Below are 19039 nucleotides of genomic sequence, written 5' to 3'. Positions count from 1 at the left end.
GCGCGCCGGCAATAGAGAACGAGAGTCAATAGAAAAATGTCAGAAAATGACGAACGAGGCCTCCCTCCCGGGACAGCCTCGCTCCTCGTTTCTTATGACTTGTCGCGACAGCCATACCCGGCTGCCGCGGTTTTGCGTTCGGTATTCTCCCATAGTCCCGGCCCGCGCCGGCCTTACGTATCGTAACGAACCAAGTACGGCTGCAGCTCCGCCCGGTAATAACCGACGCTGTACTCGACTAGCCGCCCCTCGACATCGTACGTGCGGCGCAGCCGTACGAGCAGCGGCGTTCCTGCGGGTACGCCGAGCAGGATAGCGGTCTCGGGGGAGGCAGCGCCTACCGAGAAGGCGTCGCGGAAGTTGTCCAGCACGATATCCTGCTCTTCCAGCAATTCGTACAATGATTCGAACGGCAGCTCGTCCTCCTCCCGCTCCGCTTTGGGCAGAACGGCATCGGCCAAATAGTGCACGATATGAATGTACGGACGGTCATTCAGCACATACAGCCGCTCGATGCGAATCGCCGACGGCCCCAGCAGGCCATGCAGCTCCGTGCCCGGCTCCGGGCGGACTCGGCTCGTAGAGATCAGCCTCTTCTCCAAGCGGTGTCCCTCCTCCACCAGCAGCTCGGTGAACCGCTTGCCTTTGGAGAGACGGGAAATCGACATGTTGGTGAGGACGATGGTGCCGACGCCGCTTTTCTTCTCGACATATCCTTCCTCCGCCAGCTCGCGAATCGCATTGCGCACCGTCATCTTGCTGACGTTGAACTCTTGCTCCAGCTGCGGCTCCGGCGGGATATGGCCGCCGAGCGGGTAGACGCCATGAAGAATGCGGTCCTTGACGATGTTCTTGACCTGCAGGTACAGCGGGCCTTTCTTGCGCGTAATGCTCATCCTCGCTCTCCTTCCTCCGGTTCCCGTCTTACCGCTCGACGTCACCGGCCGTTCGGGTCATCGCCTTCACGATGTCTGCCTCCGTCGCGATCGGCGTATCCCCGTGCACCGTATGCGCCAGCACCGCCGCGGCCGTGGCATAATCGACCGCGTATTGCGCATCGTCGCCGCGCAGGCACGCATGGATGATGCCGCTCGCGTACGCGTCGCCCGCGCCGACCCGGTCGTATACCGAGAAGGTCGACGGCCGGGAGAACCAGAATCCCTCTTCCGCATGCAAATAGCCGCTCAGCGTATGGGTATTGTCCCCGTTAACATGGCGATGCGTACCGGCGATCGTTCCGATTCCGTATTCCTTCGCCACTTGCGGAATAAGCTCGAGAAGCTGCGAATGCGGGTCGGCGGCGCTGCTCGCCATGCCGAGCGTCAGCAGTGCGTCCTTCTCGTTCATGAACGCGATATCCGCCAGCTCCAGCATCTCGCGATAATGCGGCTTCGCTAACGCATAGCCATCCGCTCCCCACAGCGACGGACGATAGTTGCAATCGAAAATCACCTTGCCGCCCCGGCTCTTGACCGCGCGGGCCAGCTGCTTGATCTGGGTGCGCGCCAGCTCGTTCATCGCCAGCGTGATGCCGCAGAAATGCACCGCGTCCACCGAATCGGCGATCCGCTCCCAGTCCCCCGCAGCGTGGGGCACGGTGTTGAAACTGCTGCCGAGCCGGTCGGAATAGGTCACCTTGCTCGGACGAAGCCCGAAGCCGTGCTCCAGGAAATACATGCCGATGTATCGGCCGCCCCGGTTCACGAATCCCGTCTGTATCCCCAGCTTGCGCAGATTCGCGAGCGCGGCGTCGCCGAGCGGATTGTCCGGCAGCGTGCTGGCCAGATACGTCTCATGGCCGAAGCGGGACAGCGCCGAGAGGACGTTGACTCCGCTCCCCGAGAAGGAATATTCGAGCCGATTGCTCTGGGACAGCGTCGAGAACCCCGGCGTTTCCAGACGCATCATCACCTCGCCGAACGCGGCGATTCTAGACATAACGATCGACCAGCGCTTTCAGCTCGCCGAGCAGCGTCCGTACATCCTCCACGCGCGTATCGCCGCTCGCGGAATCGATGATCGATGAATACACATGCGGGATCACCTGCGGGACGCCCGCTTCCAGCGCGATCTCGAGAATCTTGCCGAAGTTGCCCAAATCGATGCCGCCGGTAGGCTCCAACGCGAAGCCGGCCTCGCCGCATGCCTTGGCAACGGCGCGGTATTCGTCCTCCAGCTTCAGTCCCTGCATCGGGAAGTATTTCAGCGCGTGGCCGCCCATATCCCGCACCAGCGCGATCGCTGCATGGACCGGGACGATGGCCTTGTCCGGAGCGGACGCGCTGAACACGCCCGTCGAGACGTTCACGTAACCCGGCCGGCCGCAAGGCGACACGAGCGCGTTGATCCAGCTCTCGCGGCTGCCCAGGTTGGCGCTGGTGGCGCCGACGGCCGGGAAGATCTGATTGATATGGCTGCCTTCGTACGACTTGACGATCTCCGCCACGACGGCGCCCTGGCGATTGTCCCCCGCGCCGAGGCCGATGGAGACCGCATTCTCGATCGCCGCGCCGTATTGCTTCATGGCTTCTGCCGCTGCCGGGGCATCGGGATACGCCTTGGACAGCACGCCGACGAGGACATGGCCTTCCGCCGCTTCGTAAACCGCGCGCGCATTGTCGATGCTGCCCGCCAGCACGTTAAGCGCCGCCTTGTTCTTGTACAACCGGTTAGATAAGCTCGCCATTACTGTCTCCCCCTGATCATGTCTTGAATGCGCGTGATGATGACTTGCAAATCGTCGCCCTGCAGCGAACGCGGATCGAGGTCGAAATACCCTTGCGCCAATCCATAGTCCCGCGTGTAGACCGCAATGTCGCCGCCGCGAAGCCCGTCGTTGACCGCCCGCGCGGACAGGCCCGCTTCCGCTTCGTCGATCTTGATCCGTCCGCGGAAGATGGCCCGGCCGGCCTCGTCCTGCACGATGCCGACGGTTACGCCCGGAAGCTCGCCCAGTACGTCGAGCGCCGCCAGCGCGGCACGTTCTTCCGCGCTCTTGTCTTCCTTGACGAAATACGCGTCCAACGCCTGCAGCAAGCCGAAGATCGACTCCTTGCCCACCTTCATGCTGCGGCCGATGCCGTACAGCTGCGTCTTCACCCAGCCGACATAACCGGCTTTGCCTGCCACGATGCCGGAGGTCGGGCCTTCGATCGCCTTGGAACCGCTATAGATGACGAGATCCGAGCATGCCGGATATTTGCGCAAGTCCTCCTCGGCCGCGGCATCGACGATCAGCGGCACGCCGCGGCGCTGCGCCGCTTCCCAGGCATCCTCGACCTTGATCATGTTCTTCTGGACGCAGTGATGCGACTGCACGAACAGAATCGCCGCCGTTCGCTCGTTGACCGCCATTTCCAAATGCTCCTTGCGGCCTTCGTTGGCATAGCCGACCTCGACAAGCTTCCCGCCGCCAAGCGCGACCATCGTCTCGACCGGAGCGCCGTACTGGACGTTATGTCCTTTGAACAGAATAATCTCGTTACGCTCGGGAAGCTCCTGATGAAGCTTCAGGCTCGCCCGCTTGTCGCCGCGCGTGACGACGGCCGCCACGGCCAAGGCGATCCCGCTGGAGGCGGAATTGACGACGACCGCGTCTTCGGCGTTCAGCAGCTTCGCCGCGTAAGCGCCCGACTTGTCTACCAGGTCGGCCATTTCCACGTAGCTTTGGCCGCCCGCCTTCACCGCGTTCATGACGTCGTCGGCCGGTGCCGATACGCCGAGGATGCTCATCCGGCCGCTGGCGTTGACGACGCGTTTCAATCCGTATTTAGCATGCAAAGTATGATCCATTGATTACCGCTCCCTTGGCTTGTATGTAGGTGCCCGCCGTCCGCGTTTCCCCTTCGGAATCGATCAGCGCCTTCTCTCCCCGCACGACGTCGAACAGCGTCAGATCGGCCGTTCCGCCGACCCGCAATCCGGCGAGCTCCGGCCGTCCAAGCCATGCCGCCGCATGGACCGTCACGGCGTCTACGACTTCCCGCAGACCGTAGCCGAGATAGAGAAACTTGCTCATCACGTTCGCCAGGCTGAAGACCGGCCCGCCCAGCCGGTTGCTCTCGTAGATGTCCGTGCTGATCGTGTGCAGCGGCAGTCCGGCCTCGCGGGCCCGCTCCGCCACGCGGAACGAGAAGCTTGCCGATCCGTGGCCGACATCCAGATGGACGCCGCGGGCGATCGCGTCCATCAGTCCGGGCAGCGGGCGTCCCTGCCCGTCGAAGAGATTATTGGCCTTGCCGTTCAGATAGTGGGTGACGATATCGCCGCGCGCCAGCAGCCCGATCACCTCGCTGATCTCCGGCGGTCCCGAACCGATGTGGACCATCAGCGGCAGTCCCGTCGCCTCGGAGAACAGGCGTGCGCGCCGGAGCGGCTCGATGCCCTGCTCCTTCACGACGCTGCGGCTGATCCGTGCCTTGAGTCCGACGATGAACTCTCCGTTGGCCCGCACCGCCTCCAGGATCGCGTCTTCGTCGAGCCATGCCGGATTCGACAGCTCGTCGACGCGCTCGAGACCGATTCTGGAAATGTTCATGAAAGCCAGCAGCCGGGTATACGCCAGGTTGCCGGCCGCCCGCAGCTCGCCGATACGGTCCGCGCCGCAGCTGCCGGCGTCGACGATCGTCGTTACGCCTTGCTTGACGCCGATTTCGTCGATCGCATCCCCGTAAGGCTTGAGCTCGCGAAATGCATGCACGTGCATGTCGATCCAGCCGCTCGATACGAAGCCGCCTTCGGCGACGACCTCGCCTTCGCCCGTCCCCGGAGGGACGATCGCGGCGATCCTGCCGCCTTCGATCATGATGTCGGCTTCCGGTCCGTCCATCCGTTTCATATTACGCAGTACGATCCCCATGCTATTGATGCGTCCTTCCTTCGTGCGACAGCGCCCATACGTTGTCTCTTTTTGTTCACTAGCATAACATAATCTAGCAATTAAATGAATATAACGTTATAATGTTTGAATTAACAACATATTCGAACCGGTCACAACGCTTTTTCGTTATGCGCCGCCGCCAATCCCAGCGCGCGAAGAAAGCGCATTCTTTCGCTTATTATCCGCCATCGCGCTTGGTCTCTCTGCAGAACCATGCGCGGATTCGATAGCAAGACGCACAAACTCCGGGAGGTCATCGTGAAAGCCAACCTTACACCGTCCGGCATGACGTCGGGCATCCGCTTGAATTGGAGCCGCTTCAAGTCCAAATTGCTCGTCACCTACACGTTGTCTTACATTCTTATTTTTTTGGTTCCGCTTTCAGGCGTCACCTTCGTCATCTATCATAACGCGACGGCCAACCTGCGCGCCGAGATCGAGCAGTCCAACGTCAACCAGCTCGACCAGGTAAAGCAATCCATCGATACGCAGATGACCAACCTGCTGGAGACCGCAAGCAACATCTCGTACGACGAGCATCTCACCAAATTCATGGTCTCGCATCCGTACTACGGCCGCGACGCCATTGCCTCCTTGGCGCGCTACAAGAGCAACAATTCGATACTGGAGGAACTGTTCCTCTATTACCGCGGCGACGATCGGATCTATTCCAATCTCGGAATGACCGATTTGAACCTCGTCTTCGACGACATGTTTCATTTCGAGCATTGGCAGCCGAAGGAAATCAAGCAGGCGCTCAACGATACGGCATTCAACACCGTGCGGCCGGCCGAGATGGCGACCGTGCACTCGCGCAGCGAATCGATGCTTGCGATGCTCGTCCCGATCAAGCCCAACGATCCCTACCCGTACGGCACCGTGCTTTATTTGATCAAAGAAAACCGGCTTGCCGGCGTCATGGATTCGATCCTGAACGACTTCTCCGGGAGCAGCTATATCTTCTCGGAAACGGGCGAGGTGCTGACGGCCAGCTACCGGGGCGACGCCCTGCGCGGCCACGACTTGACGTCGCTGACCTCGCTCTCCCCCGGCATCCACGGCATGGCGCTGGGCGGCGAACGCTATTCCGTCGTCACGGTCAAGTCCAAAATCAACGGCTGGACGTACGCGACGGCCATCCCCAGCTACCAATTCTTCGAGCGGGTCGGCCAGATTCGAACGATCATCCTGCTCGTCTTCGCCTTCACGGCACTGACCGGCATCGCCGCGGCGATGCTGCTCGCCAGAAGGCAGTACCATCCGATTCGCGACCTGTTGGAATTCGCTTCCCTGCAGAACGGCGCCAAGGAAACGCCGAAGAGCCGGAACGAGTGGGATTGGATCAAGCAGACGATGCATGACTATCACGCCCGCATCGACATGCAAGAGCCGTTCGTGCGCAATCAATGCCTTATGCTGCTGTTCAAGCACGGCAAACCGGACGATCCCGAGATCGAGCGGATGATCGTCCAGTCCGGGCTGGAGCTGCCGGAGCAAGCCTGCTGCTTCGCGATTATCCTCCGCTTGGACGAACGGAGCCGCGCCGATCGGTCATGGGAGGATCAGCAGGCGCTGCGCGCTTGGCTCCACCAGTTGGAGCTGCCCGAGCTGCATGCCCGCATTCACAGCGTCGAGCTGTCCGTCTCCCATCAGCTCGCCCTTATGGTGACGCTGCTGCCGGCGGACGACAGCGACAGGGCCGGCCGGGTCGCCCTCGTTGTCGGCGAGCTCGACGAGCGACTGGCGCAGCGGCTGCCCAACCGCGCCGTTCTAGGCGTCGGCAGCTTGTACGACGGCCTGTCCGGGCTGAACCAATCCTTCCTCGAGGCGGCATCGGCGCTCGAGCAGCGGATGCTGACGCAGAACGGCCGAATCGCTTATTTCGAGGAGCTGACGGCATTATCGGCGTCGTCCGACTCCGGCGAGAGCTACTGGATCCCCAAGAAATGGCTGCTTAAGCTGGAGCAGAGCCTTAAGCAAGGCAACGAAGCCACGTCGCTGCAGCTGATCGCGACCATGATGGCGAAGCTCAAGCGGGAAGCGCTGCCCGCAGGCTTGCTGCGATGCCTATGCTTCGACGTGCTCAATTCCCTGCTGCGGACCGCCGCCGAGCTCGGCATGGACGAGGTGCGCGCCGATATCTCGTCGCTGCACGCCTTCGAGACGCTCGAGGGACTGGAGAACAAGCTCAGCTCGCTGGCGATGCGGATATGCGGCGCCGCCACGCGCCAAACCGAGTCGGTGCAGCCGTCGCTCATGGACGAGATCGTCGCCTACGTCGAACAGAATTACGCGGACTATACGCTTAGCCTGGAGCATATCGCCCTCAAATACGATACCTCCACCTCGTATCTCAGCCGCAGCTTCAAAGAGAAGGCGGGCTGCAACTTTACGGAGTACATCTGGCAGTGCCGGCTCAAGGAAGTGATCCGCCAGCTCATGCATACCAACGCTCCGCTGAAGGATATCATCGAGCGCGTCGGCTATCTGGATGCGCCGAACTTCATCCGCAAATTCAAGAAGGAAACCGGATACACCCCCGGCCAATACCGCAAGCTGCACGGCGCCCCGATCTCCGAGGCGCAGTAGCCCTCCCGCCGCCAACATAAAGGAGCTGTCCCCGTTCTTAGACGTCAGGACAGCTCCTGTTCCTTCTTTCCTTCTTCCAGATGTCGCTGGTCTACGACTTCGGCTCGTTCAAAATATGCGCCACCAGTTCGTCCAGCGGAACGGTCGCGAGCGCGATAGCCGTATCCGTCACCCCGTAATAGATGTACAGCAGGCCATCCTTCACGACATTGCCGGTCGGGAAGACCACGTTCGGAATTTGGTAGCCGAACTTCTCGTAATACGTCTCCGGCTCCATGATGAAGTTATGCGTCCGCGCGATGACCTTCTCCGGGTTGTCGAGATCGAGCAGCAACGCGCCGACCCGATAGACGATCCGGTCGTCGACACCGTGATACAGAACGAGCCAACCCTTGTCCGTCTTGACGGGCGGCGTCGATCCGCCGATCTTGCGGGACTCCCAGGCCATGTTCTCGGCTTTGGCCAAGAGCTTCGGCTTCTCCCAGCTGATCAGGTCGTCGGAGTACGTAATCCACATGGCCGCCTTCTCCGTGCCGTACGCTTCGCCGACGTACTCCTCCGGCCTGCGCAGCAGGACGTACTTGCCGTTGATCTTCTCCGGGAACAGGATATTGTCGCGGTCGTTGATGTCCAGCTCGGTCGTATCCGCGACGAACTCCCAGTCGACGAGATTGTCCGACTTGACGATGGAAGAGCGGGTCAGCCAATGTCCGTCCTGCTCGCCCCAGCCGTCCGGATACTTAGGGAACGAACGTTCCGGGACGCCCGTGTTCGTCGGATAATAATTCATCGCGCACGGCCGCAGCGCATAGTTCATGTAGAAGGTTCCGTCGATCTTGACGACGCGCGGATCCTGCACGCTGCCGTACGGGAAGCCCAGCTCGTCCGGCGTCAGGACCGGTTCGTCCTTCACGTGGGTGAAATGCACGCCGTCCTCGCTCTCCAGCAGGCCGAGATAGTTTTTGCAAGGGGTCAGCGAACCCGCGGTCCGCTCGATCATATAAAATTTATCCCCGTCGAGGATGACGGCCGGATTGAACACCGTCGCCTTCCGCCATTCGAATTCGCCGGGAACCACGATCGGGTTGGCGGGATGTCTGGTGATATGCATGTCATTATTCCTCCTGTGCGTTCGCATGGTTCGTGCTTTCGTTCGCGCGAAAATAAAAACTCTCCGACAGCATGAACCCTCGGAGAGTTTTCGGGCGATGATTAAATCCGGTATTTAATTGGACTTCCAGCGGTCATAAGCGGTTTGGTAAATCTCGGCCATGCGGTCGCCGCCCATCTTCTTGATCGTGCCGACATAACTGTCCCAGCCGGTCAGCGGCTCGGCGCCGGTGACGAACTTGGCTTCCATCTGACGCACGTACGTGTTCAGGTCGGACGTCATGGTCGTCACTTCCGCCTGTTCTTCCGGCGTCAGGAACAGGACCGGGAACGGAATGCGGGCGCCGCGGTCGAGAAGCTTGGTCTTGGTCTCGTTGGCGACCCAGTCATCCACGTCGCCCAGCAGGCCGTTCGAGATCTCCGGCAGGTTGATCGTCGGAGCCGGAATGCCGTAGTTCGGCGTGATTTTGGAACGGTATTCCTCGCGGTCGCCGCCGCCCGGCACGGGCAGGTATTCCTTCTCGTACGTGTCCTTGTTCGTGTACTTCCACAGAATGCCTTCCGGCCCTTTGTTGAACAGCGTCGCGCCTTCAATGGAATACGAGTAGTCGATCCAGCGCATGGACGCCTCCGGCGACGGATTCGTCTTCGAAATGGCGAACGCGCCGGTGTTGATGCCCTTGTTCTTCGCGATGGCCGGAGCAGACACGGAATCGCTCTTCACCGGGCTGAACATCGGATCGTCGGTATTCGGCTCTTCGCCCATCAGTTGGAAGGCGGTCCAGGCCGAGAACAAGCCGAGCTGGTTGTTGCGCGCCTTGGCCTCGCGCTGCTCGGCCGTTTGCGAGAAGCTCTCATGATCCAGCAGGTTCTCGTTCCACAGACGGTTCAGGTAGGTCAGGTAATCCTTGTAGCCCGCTTCGATCGGGGTGTAGTGGACCTTGTCGCTGTCGTCTACGTAAATTTCTTCCTCGTAGATGCCGAATGCGCCGAGCAGCCACGTGCGGATATCGCGCAGGCTGTTGCCCGGGGAAGCGGAAGACAACGGAATTTCGTCCGCCTTGCCGTTCTTGTTCGGATCCTCCGTCTTGACCCGCTTCAGGTACGCATACAGCTCCTCCGTGGTTTCCGGCAGCTTGTCCATTCCGAGCGCTTTCAGGAAATCTCCGTTGTACCACAGCGGGTTACGGTACCAAGGCTGGTTGAATTCGATGACCGGCAGCGCATAGATATGGCCGTCCGGCGCGGTGATCGATTTGCGAATCGTCGGATTATCGTCGAGAATCTTCTTGATGTTCGGCGCGTATCCCTCGATCAGATCTTCAAGCGGGACGAGAATGCCCTGTTCGCCGTAATTCATTTGTTCCGCCGGCGTCAACCCGGCCGCGTAGAAAATATCGGGATAAGTGCCGCTGACGAACACGAGGCTTTTCTTCGTCTCGAAGGCGTCCTTCGGCGCATTTTGGAAGGTCATATGGATCCCCGTCAGCTTTTCCATTTCTTCGAAGGTCGCCATCTTGTCCCAGTTTTGAATGCCGACATCCGGCCCCATCATCGAGAGCGTCAGCGGCTCTTTAACGACCGGGAATCCTTCTTTGTTCACGTTGTCCGCGGCGGCGGACTTGCTGCCCGTCTCTTTGTCCGCCGAGCCGCAGCCGGCCAATACGCCGGCCAGCATAGTGCCCGCAAGCAGCAAATGCAACCCTCTTCTTCCTGTCTTCATGTCTTGCTCCTCCTTTTGATATCATCTCTATGTTATCTATCATAAACGAAGATGGCGGTTCCCTTATTACATGCCCGCTAGGCAGGCTGCAAGCAGCGGTTCGCCCGGGCAAAGGGAAGGCTTATCTTCGGTTACTCCTGCACGGAAGGCTTAGCCTGCGTCCGTCCGAACGCTGGGCATGCCTCCGATGGCCCGCGCCGCTCTAGCCCTTCACCGAGCCGATCATCACGCCCTGCACGAAATAGCGCTGAAGGAACGGGTATACGGCAATGATAGGCAGCGTGGAAACGATGATAACGGAATATTTCACGAGCGAGGCGATTTCCGCCTTGGAGGCGGCCAGACTGGCCGCTTCGCCGCTCAGCACCGCGCCGTTCGTCTCCGCGCCCATCTGCTGAAGCACGAGAATCTGCCGCAGCACCATCTGCAGCGGGAACTTGGACTCCTGATTGAGATAAATCAAGGCGGAGAAATAACTGTTCCAATGCCCGACGCCGTAGAACAGCGCCATGACCGCGATAATCGGCGCCGATAGCGGCAGCACGATGCGGATGAATAACCGCATATTGGTACAGCCGTCGATATGCGCCGCCTCCTGCAGTTCCTTCGGAATCGTGGAATGGAAGAACGTCCGGGCCACGATGATATTCCATACGGAAGCGGAGACCGGCAGAATCAACGCCCACATCGAGTTGATCATGCCGAGTTCCTTCACGACGAGGTAAGTCGGCACGAGGCCCCCGCTGAAAAACATCGTAATCAGGATCACGATCATAAAGAACTGCCGGCCGAAGAAGTCGCTTCGGCTGAGCGCGTAAGCAGCCGGCAAAGTCACCGCCAGGTTGATCGAAGTTCCGATGAGGGTGTATAAGATCGTATTGCGGTAGCCGACCCAAATCTTGGCGTTCCCGAACACGAGCTTGTAGCCTTCCAACGTCAAGCCTTTCGGCAGCAGCCACATCTCGCCGGAGTTCACGTACTTGGGCGTGCTGATCGATGCGCTGACCATGTAGATCAGCGGGTAGAGCACGACGATTAGCGCTGCCGCCAGGAAGAGGTAGACCAGGACAAGGAAGAGCTTGTCCCCTTTTGATTCTTTGATCGCCGATACCATCGATGCGACCTCCTTTCTACCAGAGACTGTTGTCGCTGGTTTTTTTGGCGATTCGGTTGACCGTCAAGAGCAGGATGGCGTTGACCACGGAGTTGAACAAGCCGACCGCCGTGGAGAAACTGAGCTGATTGTTCAGCAAGCCCGACCTGTACACGAAGGTCGATATGACGTCCGAGGATTCCATGTTCAGCGAGTTTTGCAGCAACAGGACTTTCTCGTAACCGACGCCGAGAATGTTGCCGACGTTCAGGATCAGCAGGATCGCGATCGTCGGAATGATCGTCGGGATATTGATATGAAGCACCCGCTTGAGACGGCTCGCCCCGTCGACGATCGCCGCTTCGTGCAGCTGCGGATCGACGGCCGACAAGGCGGCGAGATAGATGATCGTGCCCCAGCCCGCGCTCTGCCATACGCCCGAGAGGACGTAGACCGTCTTGAACCAGCGCGGATCCTCCAGGAACGAAGCCGGCTGCAGCCCGACCCACTCGATGAGGCGGATCAGAATGCCCGAGGACGGGCTCAAGAACGTGATGATCATCCCCGCCATGACGACGATGGAGATAAAATGCGGCGCGTACGTAACCGTCTGCACGCTTCGCTTGAAAAGGCCGTTCTTGATTTCGTTGAACGCCAGCGCCAGAATGATCGGCAGCGGGAACCCGACCGCCAATTCATACAGGCTGAGGCTGAACGTATTCCACAACAGGTCCCAAAAATAATAGGAATGGAAGAAACGCTCGAAGTGGTCGAACCCGACCCATTTACTGCCGGCGAAGCCTTTGGCCGGCAGGAAGTTTTTGAAGGCGATCTGCACTCCGTACATGGGTACATATTGAAACACGATGAAATACAGCATGCAAGGAGCGATAAACAGGTACAGCTCCCAATTGTGCATGATTCTTTTTCGCCTGGAGCCGCTCTTTTTCAATCCGCTCTGCTGCGTCCGAGGCGCCGGCTCTTGACTTGCTTTCAAACTAACCCTTCTCCTTTCCCTTGACCCAGCTTCCGCTCCGATGCATATGAAGGCGGCTGATGATCCCTCAAGCAAGCGTATTCATAACCGAACCGCCTTGCTCGTTCATACGTCTTATACTAAAAATTTCGCGGGCAGCCGTATATATGTCGAATATGAATTGTCATGCCGAAAAGCCCGCCATGCCAGACATGACAAGGCTTTCAGCCATGGGATCAATCGTGAGGGATTGTCGTTGTCCGGTTCGAAATATGTTGGATTTTACCCGCCATCGCGCATGCAAATGATACATATTGCGCTTCGGGATCCGGTGTGACATTCTTTCTTGCATCCGCATATCACCTATCCATTACAGGAGGATGTCCTACCATGAAAGCACCTGCATCCGTATCCCGTTTCCTTCATCAAGCCGACGAGCGGCTGGCCCACCGGCCCAAGCTGCAGCGGCTGTTCCGCAACTGCTATCCCAACACCCTGGAGACGACGACCAAGCTGCTGGACGACGGAACCACCTTCGTCTTCACCGGCGACATCCCGGCCATGTGGCTGCGCGACTCCACCGAGCAAGTGCGCCACTACCTCCCGCTCGCCAAAGAGGACGAGGAGCTCCGGCGCATCCTGGGCGGCCTGATCGCCCGGCAGATGTTCTACTTGTCCATAGACCCCTATACCAACGCGTTCAATGAAACGGCCAGCGACGCGCACTACCGCGCAAGCGACGACTGCGGACTGAACCCGTGGATGTGGGAGCGCAAATACGAGCTCGACTCCCTCTGCTTCCCCGTACAGCTGCTGCACGACTATTGGCAAGAGACCGGCTGCACCGACGCGTTCACCGATACCTGCTACCGGGCGCTCTCGTCCATCGTCAATCTCATGATCACCGAGCAGCGGCACACGGAACGATCGACGTACCGTTTCGTCCGCGATACCGACAAGGAGACCGAGACGCTGCAAAACGACGGCCGCGGCCTGCCCGTGAATTATACCGGCATGACCTGGTCCGCCTTCCGTCCCAGCGACGATGCTTGCCTGTTCGGCTACAATATCCCGAACAACATGTTCGCCGTCGTCGTTCTCGGGCATATCCGCCGGATCGCCAGCGAGATCTACAAGGACGAACGGCTGGCCGAGCGGGCCGAGAAGCTGCGCAAGGAGATCGATTACGGCATCCGCGCCTACGGAATCGTGAATCATCCCGCGCATGGCCGCATCTACGCGTACGAGACGGACGGCTTCGGCAATTACTGCCTGATGGACGACGCCGGCACGCCGGGCCTGCTCTCGATTCCGTATATCGGCTACGTCGGCAGCGACGATCCGGTTTACCGGAACACGCGGCGGTTCGCGCTGAGCGTCGACAACCCGTTTTATTTCGAAGGCCGCTACGCGCGCGGCATCGGCAGCCCGCATACGCCGGGAGGCTACGTGTGGCATATGGCGCTTTCCATGCAGGCGCTCACCTCCGACGACGACGAAGAGATCCGCGAATTGATCGACATGCTGGTGAACACCGACGCCGATACCGGCTACATGCACGAGGGCTTCCACCCCGACGATCCGACGGACTTCTCCCGTCCATGGTTCGCGTGGTCCAACAGCCTGTTCGCCGCCCTGATCATCAAGGCGATGGATCGCGGTCTGGTCTAAGACGACGCGCTTGACCCATAATACAAGGGGCTGTCCCGTAAGTCATCGTTAGATGACGGCGGGAAGCCCCTTCTTAAGGATAGGGTTCTTCACCCTATCCGCAGGCTGTCGAAAAAGTGTTCGTGTCGAGGCCGGCGGCTGACACCGTTACCGCTAGGGCAACATGCTTCGTCAGACGTGTGCCTCCTCCACGAACGGACATAGGCAGTCGGACAGACGATCCGCTACTTGATCGAAATCGGCGTTTGGAGGTAGCGATCGGACATAGGATGCGTTATTGGCTCCGGAATGCAGCAAAAACCCGCCTTCAGCAGAAATAGCGCATCTCCTGTCCGTTTCCCAAACCCTTTTCCGGAGGATGCATGAGCCGGAAAGCGTTTCGGACAACTGAAGAGCAACCGGGGATTCCGGAGGTTCCTGCTTCGAGGCTTACCCCAAGTAAACTTGGAGGCCGGTGGCTTTCGATCGCTCACAATCTGCTCAATATGGCAGCGGTCGATAAAGACCCAAGATGATGCGGCGCTAAGTCTGCCCATCTTGGTCTTTTATTTATGGGATGAAGATACGATTAGTTTTTGATGCAAAAAAATAGTGCCCGAGTCTATGTGTGACTCGGGCACTTTGAATCTTCTAACCACAAAACACTCAAATGTTCAGCTATATAAGTTGAACTAATGATACTCAAAGACGTATGCAAAACCGATCTTCATCGGATCTTTCCCGGTCTGATAGCGCTCAATCGCCGTTTAACAGCTAGCTATGTCTTGCCGCGACCGTCGCCTTGGCCTGGCTTCTCGATTTGAACAGCAGCGCCGACAGCAGCAGCGCGCAGCCGTTAATGACGAAGATCCAGCGGATCGGCATCCAGCCGCCGAGCAGCCCGCCGATAATCGGCCCCGCCATCGTCGCGATCTGCGAGGACGACTGGTTCAGGCTGAACGCGCGTCCGCGGAAATCCGCATCCGTCCGCTGCACGATCATCGCGTTGATCGCCGGATTAACCGCCGCGAAGAACAGGCCGTAGCCGAAGCGGAGGATGCCGAAGCCGACGTAATGCGTGACGAAGACTTGCAGGATATTGCCGATGCCGCTGCCGATCAGCCCGATGACGAGCACCTTCCCGTAGCCGATCTTCCGGCCGATCTTGCCCCAGCGCGGCGCCATGATGACCGTGGCGACGCCGACGGCCGAGAAGATGATCCCCGAGGTGAGAGACGCGCTGTCTTTGGAAATCCCCATCCGCAGCACGTAGACCGTAATCAGCGGCTCCAGAATCATGACGGAGAACGTGCTGACCGCCACCATGACGAGCAGCACCATGAACGAACGGTTCGACAGCGCGTACTTCAGGTCGTCCAGCACATGCGACCGTACCGCCTTCCGGTTGAAGTTCTGCTCCTTCACGAGGAAGACGGCGACCAGCGCGGAGACGAGCACGATGGCGCTCGAGAACAGGAACGCTTCGCGGTTGCCGATATAATGGCTGACCACGCCGCCGACGAGCGGGCCGATAATGCTGCCGGTCGCCCCCGCCGTCGACATGATGCCGAGCGCGTAGCCGGTCTTCTCCTCCGGCGTATTCGTGGCGACGAGCGCGATCGAAGCCGGGACGAAGCCGGCCAGCAAGCCTTGAAAGATGCGGACGACCAGGAACAGGTACGGATCGTGAACGAAATAATTGATGAAATAAAGTGCGGCCAAGCTGAAGCCGGAACGGATCAGCATCGGCTTGCGTCCGTACTTGTCGGCAAGCGATCCCCAATACGGCGAGATGAGCGCGCTGGCCAGGAACGTGATGCCGAACGCGATGCCCGACCACGCCTCCAGATGATGCTCCACGCCGAGCTCCGTGTTCAGGAAGATCGGCAGGAACGGGATCGAGATGGAATACGCCATGCTGCAGAAGAATACGCCGGTCCATAAAACGAACAGGTTGCGTTCCCACGAAAATTTCATTGCATGAGCCACGTCCTTTCGCGCATGCGGCTTTATCATTGAAAGTCGCCGGGTTCTTGAGTATCGGATAACGATGACGGCCGATGGATGATCGATGCTCCAAACGCGCAAAAGACCTGCATCGGTCTTCTGCGGTCAACCGCTGCTAGCGGTTGTCCACTTTCTCCGGGTACAGGTCATGGTTCATAAGGCGGTACTGGGCCATTTCTTCGTATTTCGTGCCCGGCCGGCCCCAATTCGTGTACGGGTCGATCGAGATGCCGCCGCGCGGCGTGAACTTGCCCCATACCTCGATATAGCGCGGCTCCATCAGCGCGATGAGGTCGTTCATGATGATGTTCATGCAGTCCTCGTGGAAATCGCCGTGGTTGCGGAAGCTGAACAGGTAGAGCTTCAGCGACTTGCTTTCCACCATTTTCACGTCGGGGATATACGAGATGTAGAGCGACGCGAAATCCGGCTGGCCCGTGATCGGGCACAGGCTCGTAAACTCCGGCGTGTTGAACTTCACGAAATAATCCCGTCCGACATGCTTGTTTTCGAACGTTTCCAGCACTTCCGGACTGTAATTGAACGCGTATTGCGTCCCTTGGTTGCCCAAGTGGGAGATGCCGTTCGCTTGCAATTCTTCTTTCGACCTGCCTGCCATATTGTAAAACACTCCTTGTTTTTAACGCGTACGAGGGTTACGCTTGTTCTAGTAGCTTACACCCATATGCGATTCGAATTCAACCATTAGAGGAGATGACGTTTATGCTAAGCCTTCCTGCGGCCGACGAATTCGGCGGTCATTTCGGCACTTACATCGCTCTTGTCGCGGATCGCGACGTGCTCGGGCAGCTCGAGGAGAACCGTCGGGACACGACGGCGCTATTCGCCGCGCTGACGGACGAACAAGCGAACTTCCGTTACGCGCCGGACAAATGGAGCCTGAAGGAGCTGCTCGGCCATCTGGCCGATACGGAGCGCGTCATGAGTTATCGTATGCTTCGCATCGCCCGCGGGGATACGACGCCGCTGCCCGGATTCGACCAGGACAGCTATATTGCCAACGCGGATTTCAGCGGGGTTTCCATGCCGCAATTGCTGGCCGATTATGAAGCGGTGCGCGCCGCGACCCTCAGCCTGACCCGCTCGATCGCGCCGGAAGCCTGGCTTCGCAAAGGCACGGCCAGCAACGCGACGATGTCGGCGCGGGCATTCGCTTACGTGATCGCCGGTCACGAGCTGCATCACTTGAATATCGTCCGCGACCGTTATCTCCGGGCTTAAGCCCGAACAACAGGAGGAGCTGTCTTCGCGTCATGATTCATGACCGAAGACAGCTCCTTCGTCTGCCGTCAATATCCTTCGCCCGTGCCGCCGTTCACGATCTTCACGCTGGCGCTCGCGCCGATGCGCGTCGCGCCCGCCGCGATCAGGGCGCGGACCGTCTCCAGGTCGCGCACGCCGCCGGACGCCTTCACGCCCATCTCCGGACCGACCGCCTCGCGCATGAGCGCAATGTCCTTCACGGTCGCGCCGCCGGGCCCGAAGCCCGTGGACGTCTTCACGTAATCGGCGCCCGCGCGCTTGCAGATCGCGCACGCCGTCGCCTTCTCCTCGTCGGTCAGCAGGCCGACCTCGAGGATGACCTTCAGCAGGGCGCGGCCGCCGCACGCTTCCTTCACGGCCCGCACGTCCCGCTCGACCGCATCGAGCCGGCCCGACTTCAAGGCGCCGACGTTCAGCACCATGTCGATCTCCGTTGCGCCGCTCGCGAGCGCGTCGCGCGTTTCCGCGACTTTGACGAACGTGCTGTTCGCGCCGAGCGGGAAGCCGATGACCGTCGTCACGCCGACGCCGGAGCCTTGCAGCCGCCGCGAAGCTTCCGCAACCCAATACGGATTGATGCACACGGTCGCGAAACCGTGCTCCTTCGCTTCCGCGCACAGCTTGACGATATCCTGCTCAGCCGATTCCGGCTTGAGCAGCGTATGGTCGAAATAAGCGGCGAGCGCCGCTCCTCCCAGTTCCTGATTCATTGTAAACCTCCCTCTCTGTCTGTTGAAATCCGCACGGTCACGGTCGTTCCATTAGATATTTGGCCGTAAACTGGTCCGTGATCAGCACATTGACGTACCGGCCGCGAAGCGCGCCGTAGATGCCGTCGACTTTGCGAATGCCGCCTGCCACGAGGATCGACTGCTCCTTCTTCTTCAGCTCGTGCAGCTCGATGCCGATCGTGCGCTGATCCAATTCCGGCGAACAGATCGTGCCGTTGATATTGAAATAGCGGGAGCAGATGTCGCCCGCTCCCTTCTCGTTAATCAGCTTCAGCTCCGCTTCGCTGAAGTAATTCGCCTTGATCAGGACGGAGTCCTCGGTCGGCGAGCCGACAGTTACTATCGCGATATTCGCCTGCTTCCCGAGCTCCAGGATATTGCGGATATGGCGGTCGGTCTCGATCGTCTTCTTGACGATCGGGTGGTCGACGATCGCCGGCAGCGGAATGAAGTACGGGTTCGTATGGAACGCTTTCCCGAACAGGCTGATGATCTCGCTGGCGTAGGTGCTCGTCTCCGAATGGCTGACGCCCCCGTTCAGCTGCACGACTTTGACGTCCTTCACGTGCTTGTCCTGCAAGTTCAGCGCGACCTCGTACAGCGTCAGTCCCCATGTCGCCGCGACGATGTCGCCGTCCTTGATAATCTGGTCCAGGTACTTGGCTGCCCCGATGCCGAGATACTTCCGCACGACAGCGTCCGAGTAGTTCGGCGCGTTGACGATCACGACTTTTTTCAGTCCGAATTTCCGCTCCATCTTGCTGGCCAGCAAATCGTTGTTCTCTAGCGGGTCGATGATGTTGATGACCACGTACCCTTCCTCTTTGGCCTGCTGGATGAAACGGCTGACCGTCGGCCTGGACACGCCGAGCTGCTTGGCAATTTCCTGCTGACTGTAGTCCAGCTGGTAATACATGCGGACGGCGTCAAGCATCTTATTGCGCTTATCGTCCGAGCGTTCGTCATACATCGGTTCCCTACACTCCCCCCGTCCGTC

At 59.5% G+C, this 19039-nt stretch carries 16 protein-coding genes and 1 pseudogene; 4 read left to right on the top strand and 13 right to left on the bottom strand.

From position 1 onward, the window contains the following. Window positions 1-173 precede the first annotated feature (173 nt). From GXP70_RS05730 to GXP70_RS05710, 5 genes are read right to left on the bottom strand one after another with little or no spacing between them, the layout of a single operon-like run. Window positions 174-896 (bottom strand): GntR family transcriptional regulator, encoded by a 723-nt coding sequence (locus GXP70_RS05730; protein WP_162355569.1) that lies wholly within the window; start codon window positions 894-896, stop codon window positions 174-176. A gap of 28 nt (window positions 897-924) precedes the next feature. Continuing rightward, window positions 925-1938, bottom strand: coding sequence for a sugar kinase (locus GXP70_RS05725; protein WP_162355568.1), 1014 nt, complete (start codon window positions 1936-1938; stop codon window positions 925-927). Beyond that, window positions 1931-2686: a 2-dehydro-3-deoxy-phosphogluconate aldolase gene (gene dagF, locus GXP70_RS05720; protein WP_162355567.1), complete on the bottom strand. Its 756-nt coding sequence runs from the start codon at window positions 2684-2686 to the stop codon at window positions 1931-1933. The genes GXP70_RS05725 and dagF overlap by 8 nt, the downstream gene beginning before the upstream one ends. Then, on the bottom strand, window positions 2686-3792 hold the full coding sequence (locus GXP70_RS05715) for a DgaE family pyridoxal phosphate-dependent ammonia lyase (RefSeq protein WP_162355566.1): 1107 nt from the start codon (window positions 3790-3792) through the stop codon (window positions 2686-2688). Before GXP70_RS05715 ends, dagF begins: the two co-directional genes overlap by 1 nt. Then, window positions 3770-4858: an amidohydrolase/deacetylase family metallohydrolase gene (locus GXP70_RS05710; protein WP_162355565.1), complete on the bottom strand. Its 1089-nt coding sequence runs from the start codon at window positions 4856-4858 to the stop codon at window positions 3770-3772. The genes GXP70_RS05715 and GXP70_RS05710 overlap by 23 nt, the downstream gene beginning before the upstream one ends. 279 nt (window positions 4859-5137) lie before the next feature. Between GXP70_RS05710 and GXP70_RS05705 the strand changes: the two genes are divergently transcribed. After that, window positions 5138-7468, top strand: coding sequence for a helix-turn-helix domain-containing protein (locus GXP70_RS05705; protein WP_225442674.1), 2331 nt, complete (start codon window positions 5138-5140; stop codon window positions 7466-7468). A 91-nt stretch (window positions 7469-7559) separates the two neighbouring features. Here the strand turns inward: GXP70_RS05705 and GXP70_RS05700 are convergent, their stop codons facing one another. From GXP70_RS05700 to GXP70_RS05685, 4 genes are all read right to left on the bottom strand, one after another. After that, window positions 7560-8579, bottom strand: coding sequence for a glycoside hydrolase family 130 protein (locus GXP70_RS05700; protein ID WP_162355564.1), 1020 nt, complete (start codon window positions 8577-8579; stop codon window positions 7560-7562). Between the two features lie 114 nt (window positions 8580-8693). Further along, window positions 8694-10301: an extracellular solute-binding protein gene (locus tag GXP70_RS05695; RefSeq protein ID WP_162355563.1), complete on the bottom strand. Its 1608-nt coding sequence runs from the start codon at window positions 10299-10301 to the stop codon at window positions 8694-8696. A gap of 202 nt (window positions 10302-10503) precedes the next feature. Next, window positions 10504-11415 (bottom strand): carbohydrate ABC transporter permease, encoded by a 912-nt coding sequence (locus tag GXP70_RS05690; protein ID WP_162355562.1) that lies wholly within the window; start codon window positions 11413-11415, stop codon window positions 10504-10506. 16 nt (window positions 11416-11431) lie between these two features. After that, window positions 11432-12346 carry an ABC transporter permease gene (locus GXP70_RS05685; protein ID WP_225442831.1) on the bottom strand — a complete coding sequence of 305 codons (915 nt, stop codon included), beginning with the start codon at window positions 12344-12346 and terminating at the stop codon, window positions 11432-11434. A gap of 414 nt (window positions 12347-12760) precedes the next feature. Between GXP70_RS05685 and GXP70_RS05680 the strand changes: the two genes are divergently transcribed. Together GXP70_RS05680 and GXP70_RS30250 are read left to right on the top strand one after the other, a co-directional pair. After that, window positions 12761-14041 carry a glycoside hydrolase family 125 protein gene (locus GXP70_RS05680; RefSeq protein ID WP_162355560.1) on the top strand — a complete coding sequence of 427 codons (1281 nt, stop codon included), beginning with the start codon at window positions 12761-12763 and terminating at the stop codon, window positions 14039-14041. A gap of 378 nt (window positions 14042-14419) precedes the next feature. Then, window positions 14420-14556, top strand: a pseudogene (locus GXP70_RS30250) (transposase); the annotation flags it as partial. A gap of 238 nt (window positions 14557-14794) precedes the next feature. Here GXP70_RS30250 and GXP70_RS05675 read toward each other — a convergent pair. After that, entirely contained in the window at window positions 14795-15997 is a 1203-nt protein-coding gene (locus GXP70_RS05675; protein WP_263864099.1) for an MFS transporter, read from the bottom strand. A gap of 145 nt (window positions 15998-16142) precedes the next feature. Continuing rightward, on the bottom strand, window positions 16143-16646 hold the full coding sequence (queF, locus tag GXP70_RS05670; RefSeq protein WP_162355558.1) for a preQ(1) synthase: 504 nt from the start codon (window positions 16644-16646) through the stop codon (window positions 16143-16145). 104 nt (window positions 16647-16750) lie between these two features. Between queF and GXP70_RS05665 the strand changes: the two genes are divergently transcribed. Further along, a complete protein-coding gene (locus GXP70_RS05665) occupies window positions 16751-17269 on the top strand; it encodes a DinB family protein (protein WP_162355557.1) in 519 nt (172 codons plus the stop codon). Between the two features lie 68 nt (window positions 17270-17337). Here the strand turns inward: GXP70_RS05665 and deoC are convergent, their stop codons facing one another. Beyond that, window positions 17338-18021: a deoxyribose-phosphate aldolase gene (gene deoC / locus GXP70_RS05660; RefSeq protein ID WP_162355556.1), complete on the bottom strand. Its 684-nt coding sequence runs from the start codon at window positions 18019-18021 to the stop codon at window positions 17338-17340. Between the two features lie 37 nt (window positions 18022-18058). Beyond that, complete coding sequence (locus GXP70_RS05655) at window positions 18059-19012, bottom strand: DNA-binding transcriptional repressor DeoR (RefSeq protein WP_162355555.1); 954 nt, start codon at window positions 19010-19012, stop codon at window positions 18059-18061. Window positions 19013-19039 lie beyond the last annotated feature (27 nt).

This window comes from Paenibacillus lycopersici, assembly GCF_010119935.1.
Taxonomy (GTDB): Bacteria; Bacillota; Bacilli; order Paenibacillales; family Paenibacillaceae; genus Paenibacillus_Z; species Paenibacillus_Z lycopersici.
This window is presented reverse-complemented; position numbering and strand designations above follow the sequence as displayed.

Excerpts from the sequence above, each read along its gene's own strand:
- GXP70_RS05730 (WP_162355569.1), bottom strand. The coding sequence starts at position 896 with ATGAGCATTACGCGCAAGAAAGGCCCGCTGTACCTGCAGGTCAAGAAC.
- GXP70_RS05725 (WP_162355568.1), bottom strand. The coding sequence starts at position 1,938 with ATGTCTAGAATCGCCGCGTTCGGCGAGGTGATGATGCGTCTGGAAACG.
- dagF (WP_162355567.1), bottom strand. The coding sequence starts at position 2,686 with ATGGCGAGCTTATCTAACCGGTTGTACAAGAACAAGGCGGCGCTTAAC.
- GXP70_RS05715 (WP_162355566.1), bottom strand. The coding sequence starts at position 3,792 with ATGGATCATACTTTGCATGCTAAATACGGATTGAAACGCGTCGTCAAC.
- GXP70_RS05710 (WP_162355565.1), bottom strand. The coding sequence starts at position 4,858 with ATGGGGATCGTACTGCGTAATATGAAACGGATGGACGGACCGGAAGCC.
- GXP70_RS05700 (WP_162355564.1), bottom strand. The coding sequence starts at position 8,579 with ATGCATATCACCAGACATCCCGCCAACCCGATCGTGGTTCCCGGCGAA.
- GXP70_RS05695 (WP_162355563.1), bottom strand. The coding sequence starts at position 10,301 with ATGAAGACAGGAAGAAGAGGGTTGCATTTGCTGCTTGCGGGCACTATG.
- GXP70_RS05690 (WP_162355562.1), bottom strand. The coding sequence starts at position 11,415 with ATGGTATCGGCGATCAAAGAATCAAAAGGGGACAAGCTCTTCCTTGTC.
- GXP70_RS05680 (WP_162355560.1), top strand. The coding sequence starts at position 12,761 with ATGAAAGCACCTGCATCCGTATCCCGTTTCCTTCATCAAGCCGACGAG.
- GXP70_RS05675 (WP_263864099.1), bottom strand. The coding sequence starts at position 15,997 with ATGAAATTTTCGTGGGAACGCAACCTGTTCGTTTTATGGACCGGCGTA.
- queF (WP_162355558.1), bottom strand. The coding sequence starts at position 16,646 with ATGGCAGGCAGGTCGAAAGAAGAATTGCAAGCGAACGGCATCTCCCAC.
- GXP70_RS05665 (WP_162355557.1), top strand. The coding sequence starts at position 16,751 with ATGCTAAGCCTTCCTGCGGCCGACGAATTCGGCGGTCATTTCGGCACT.
- deoC (WP_162355556.1), bottom strand. The coding sequence starts at position 18,021 with ATGAATCAGGAACTGGGAGGAGCGGCGCTCGCCGCTTATTTCGACCAT.
- GXP70_RS05655 (WP_162355555.1), bottom strand. The coding sequence starts at position 19,012 with ATGTATGACGAACGCTCGGACGATAAGCGCAATAAGATGCTTGACGCC.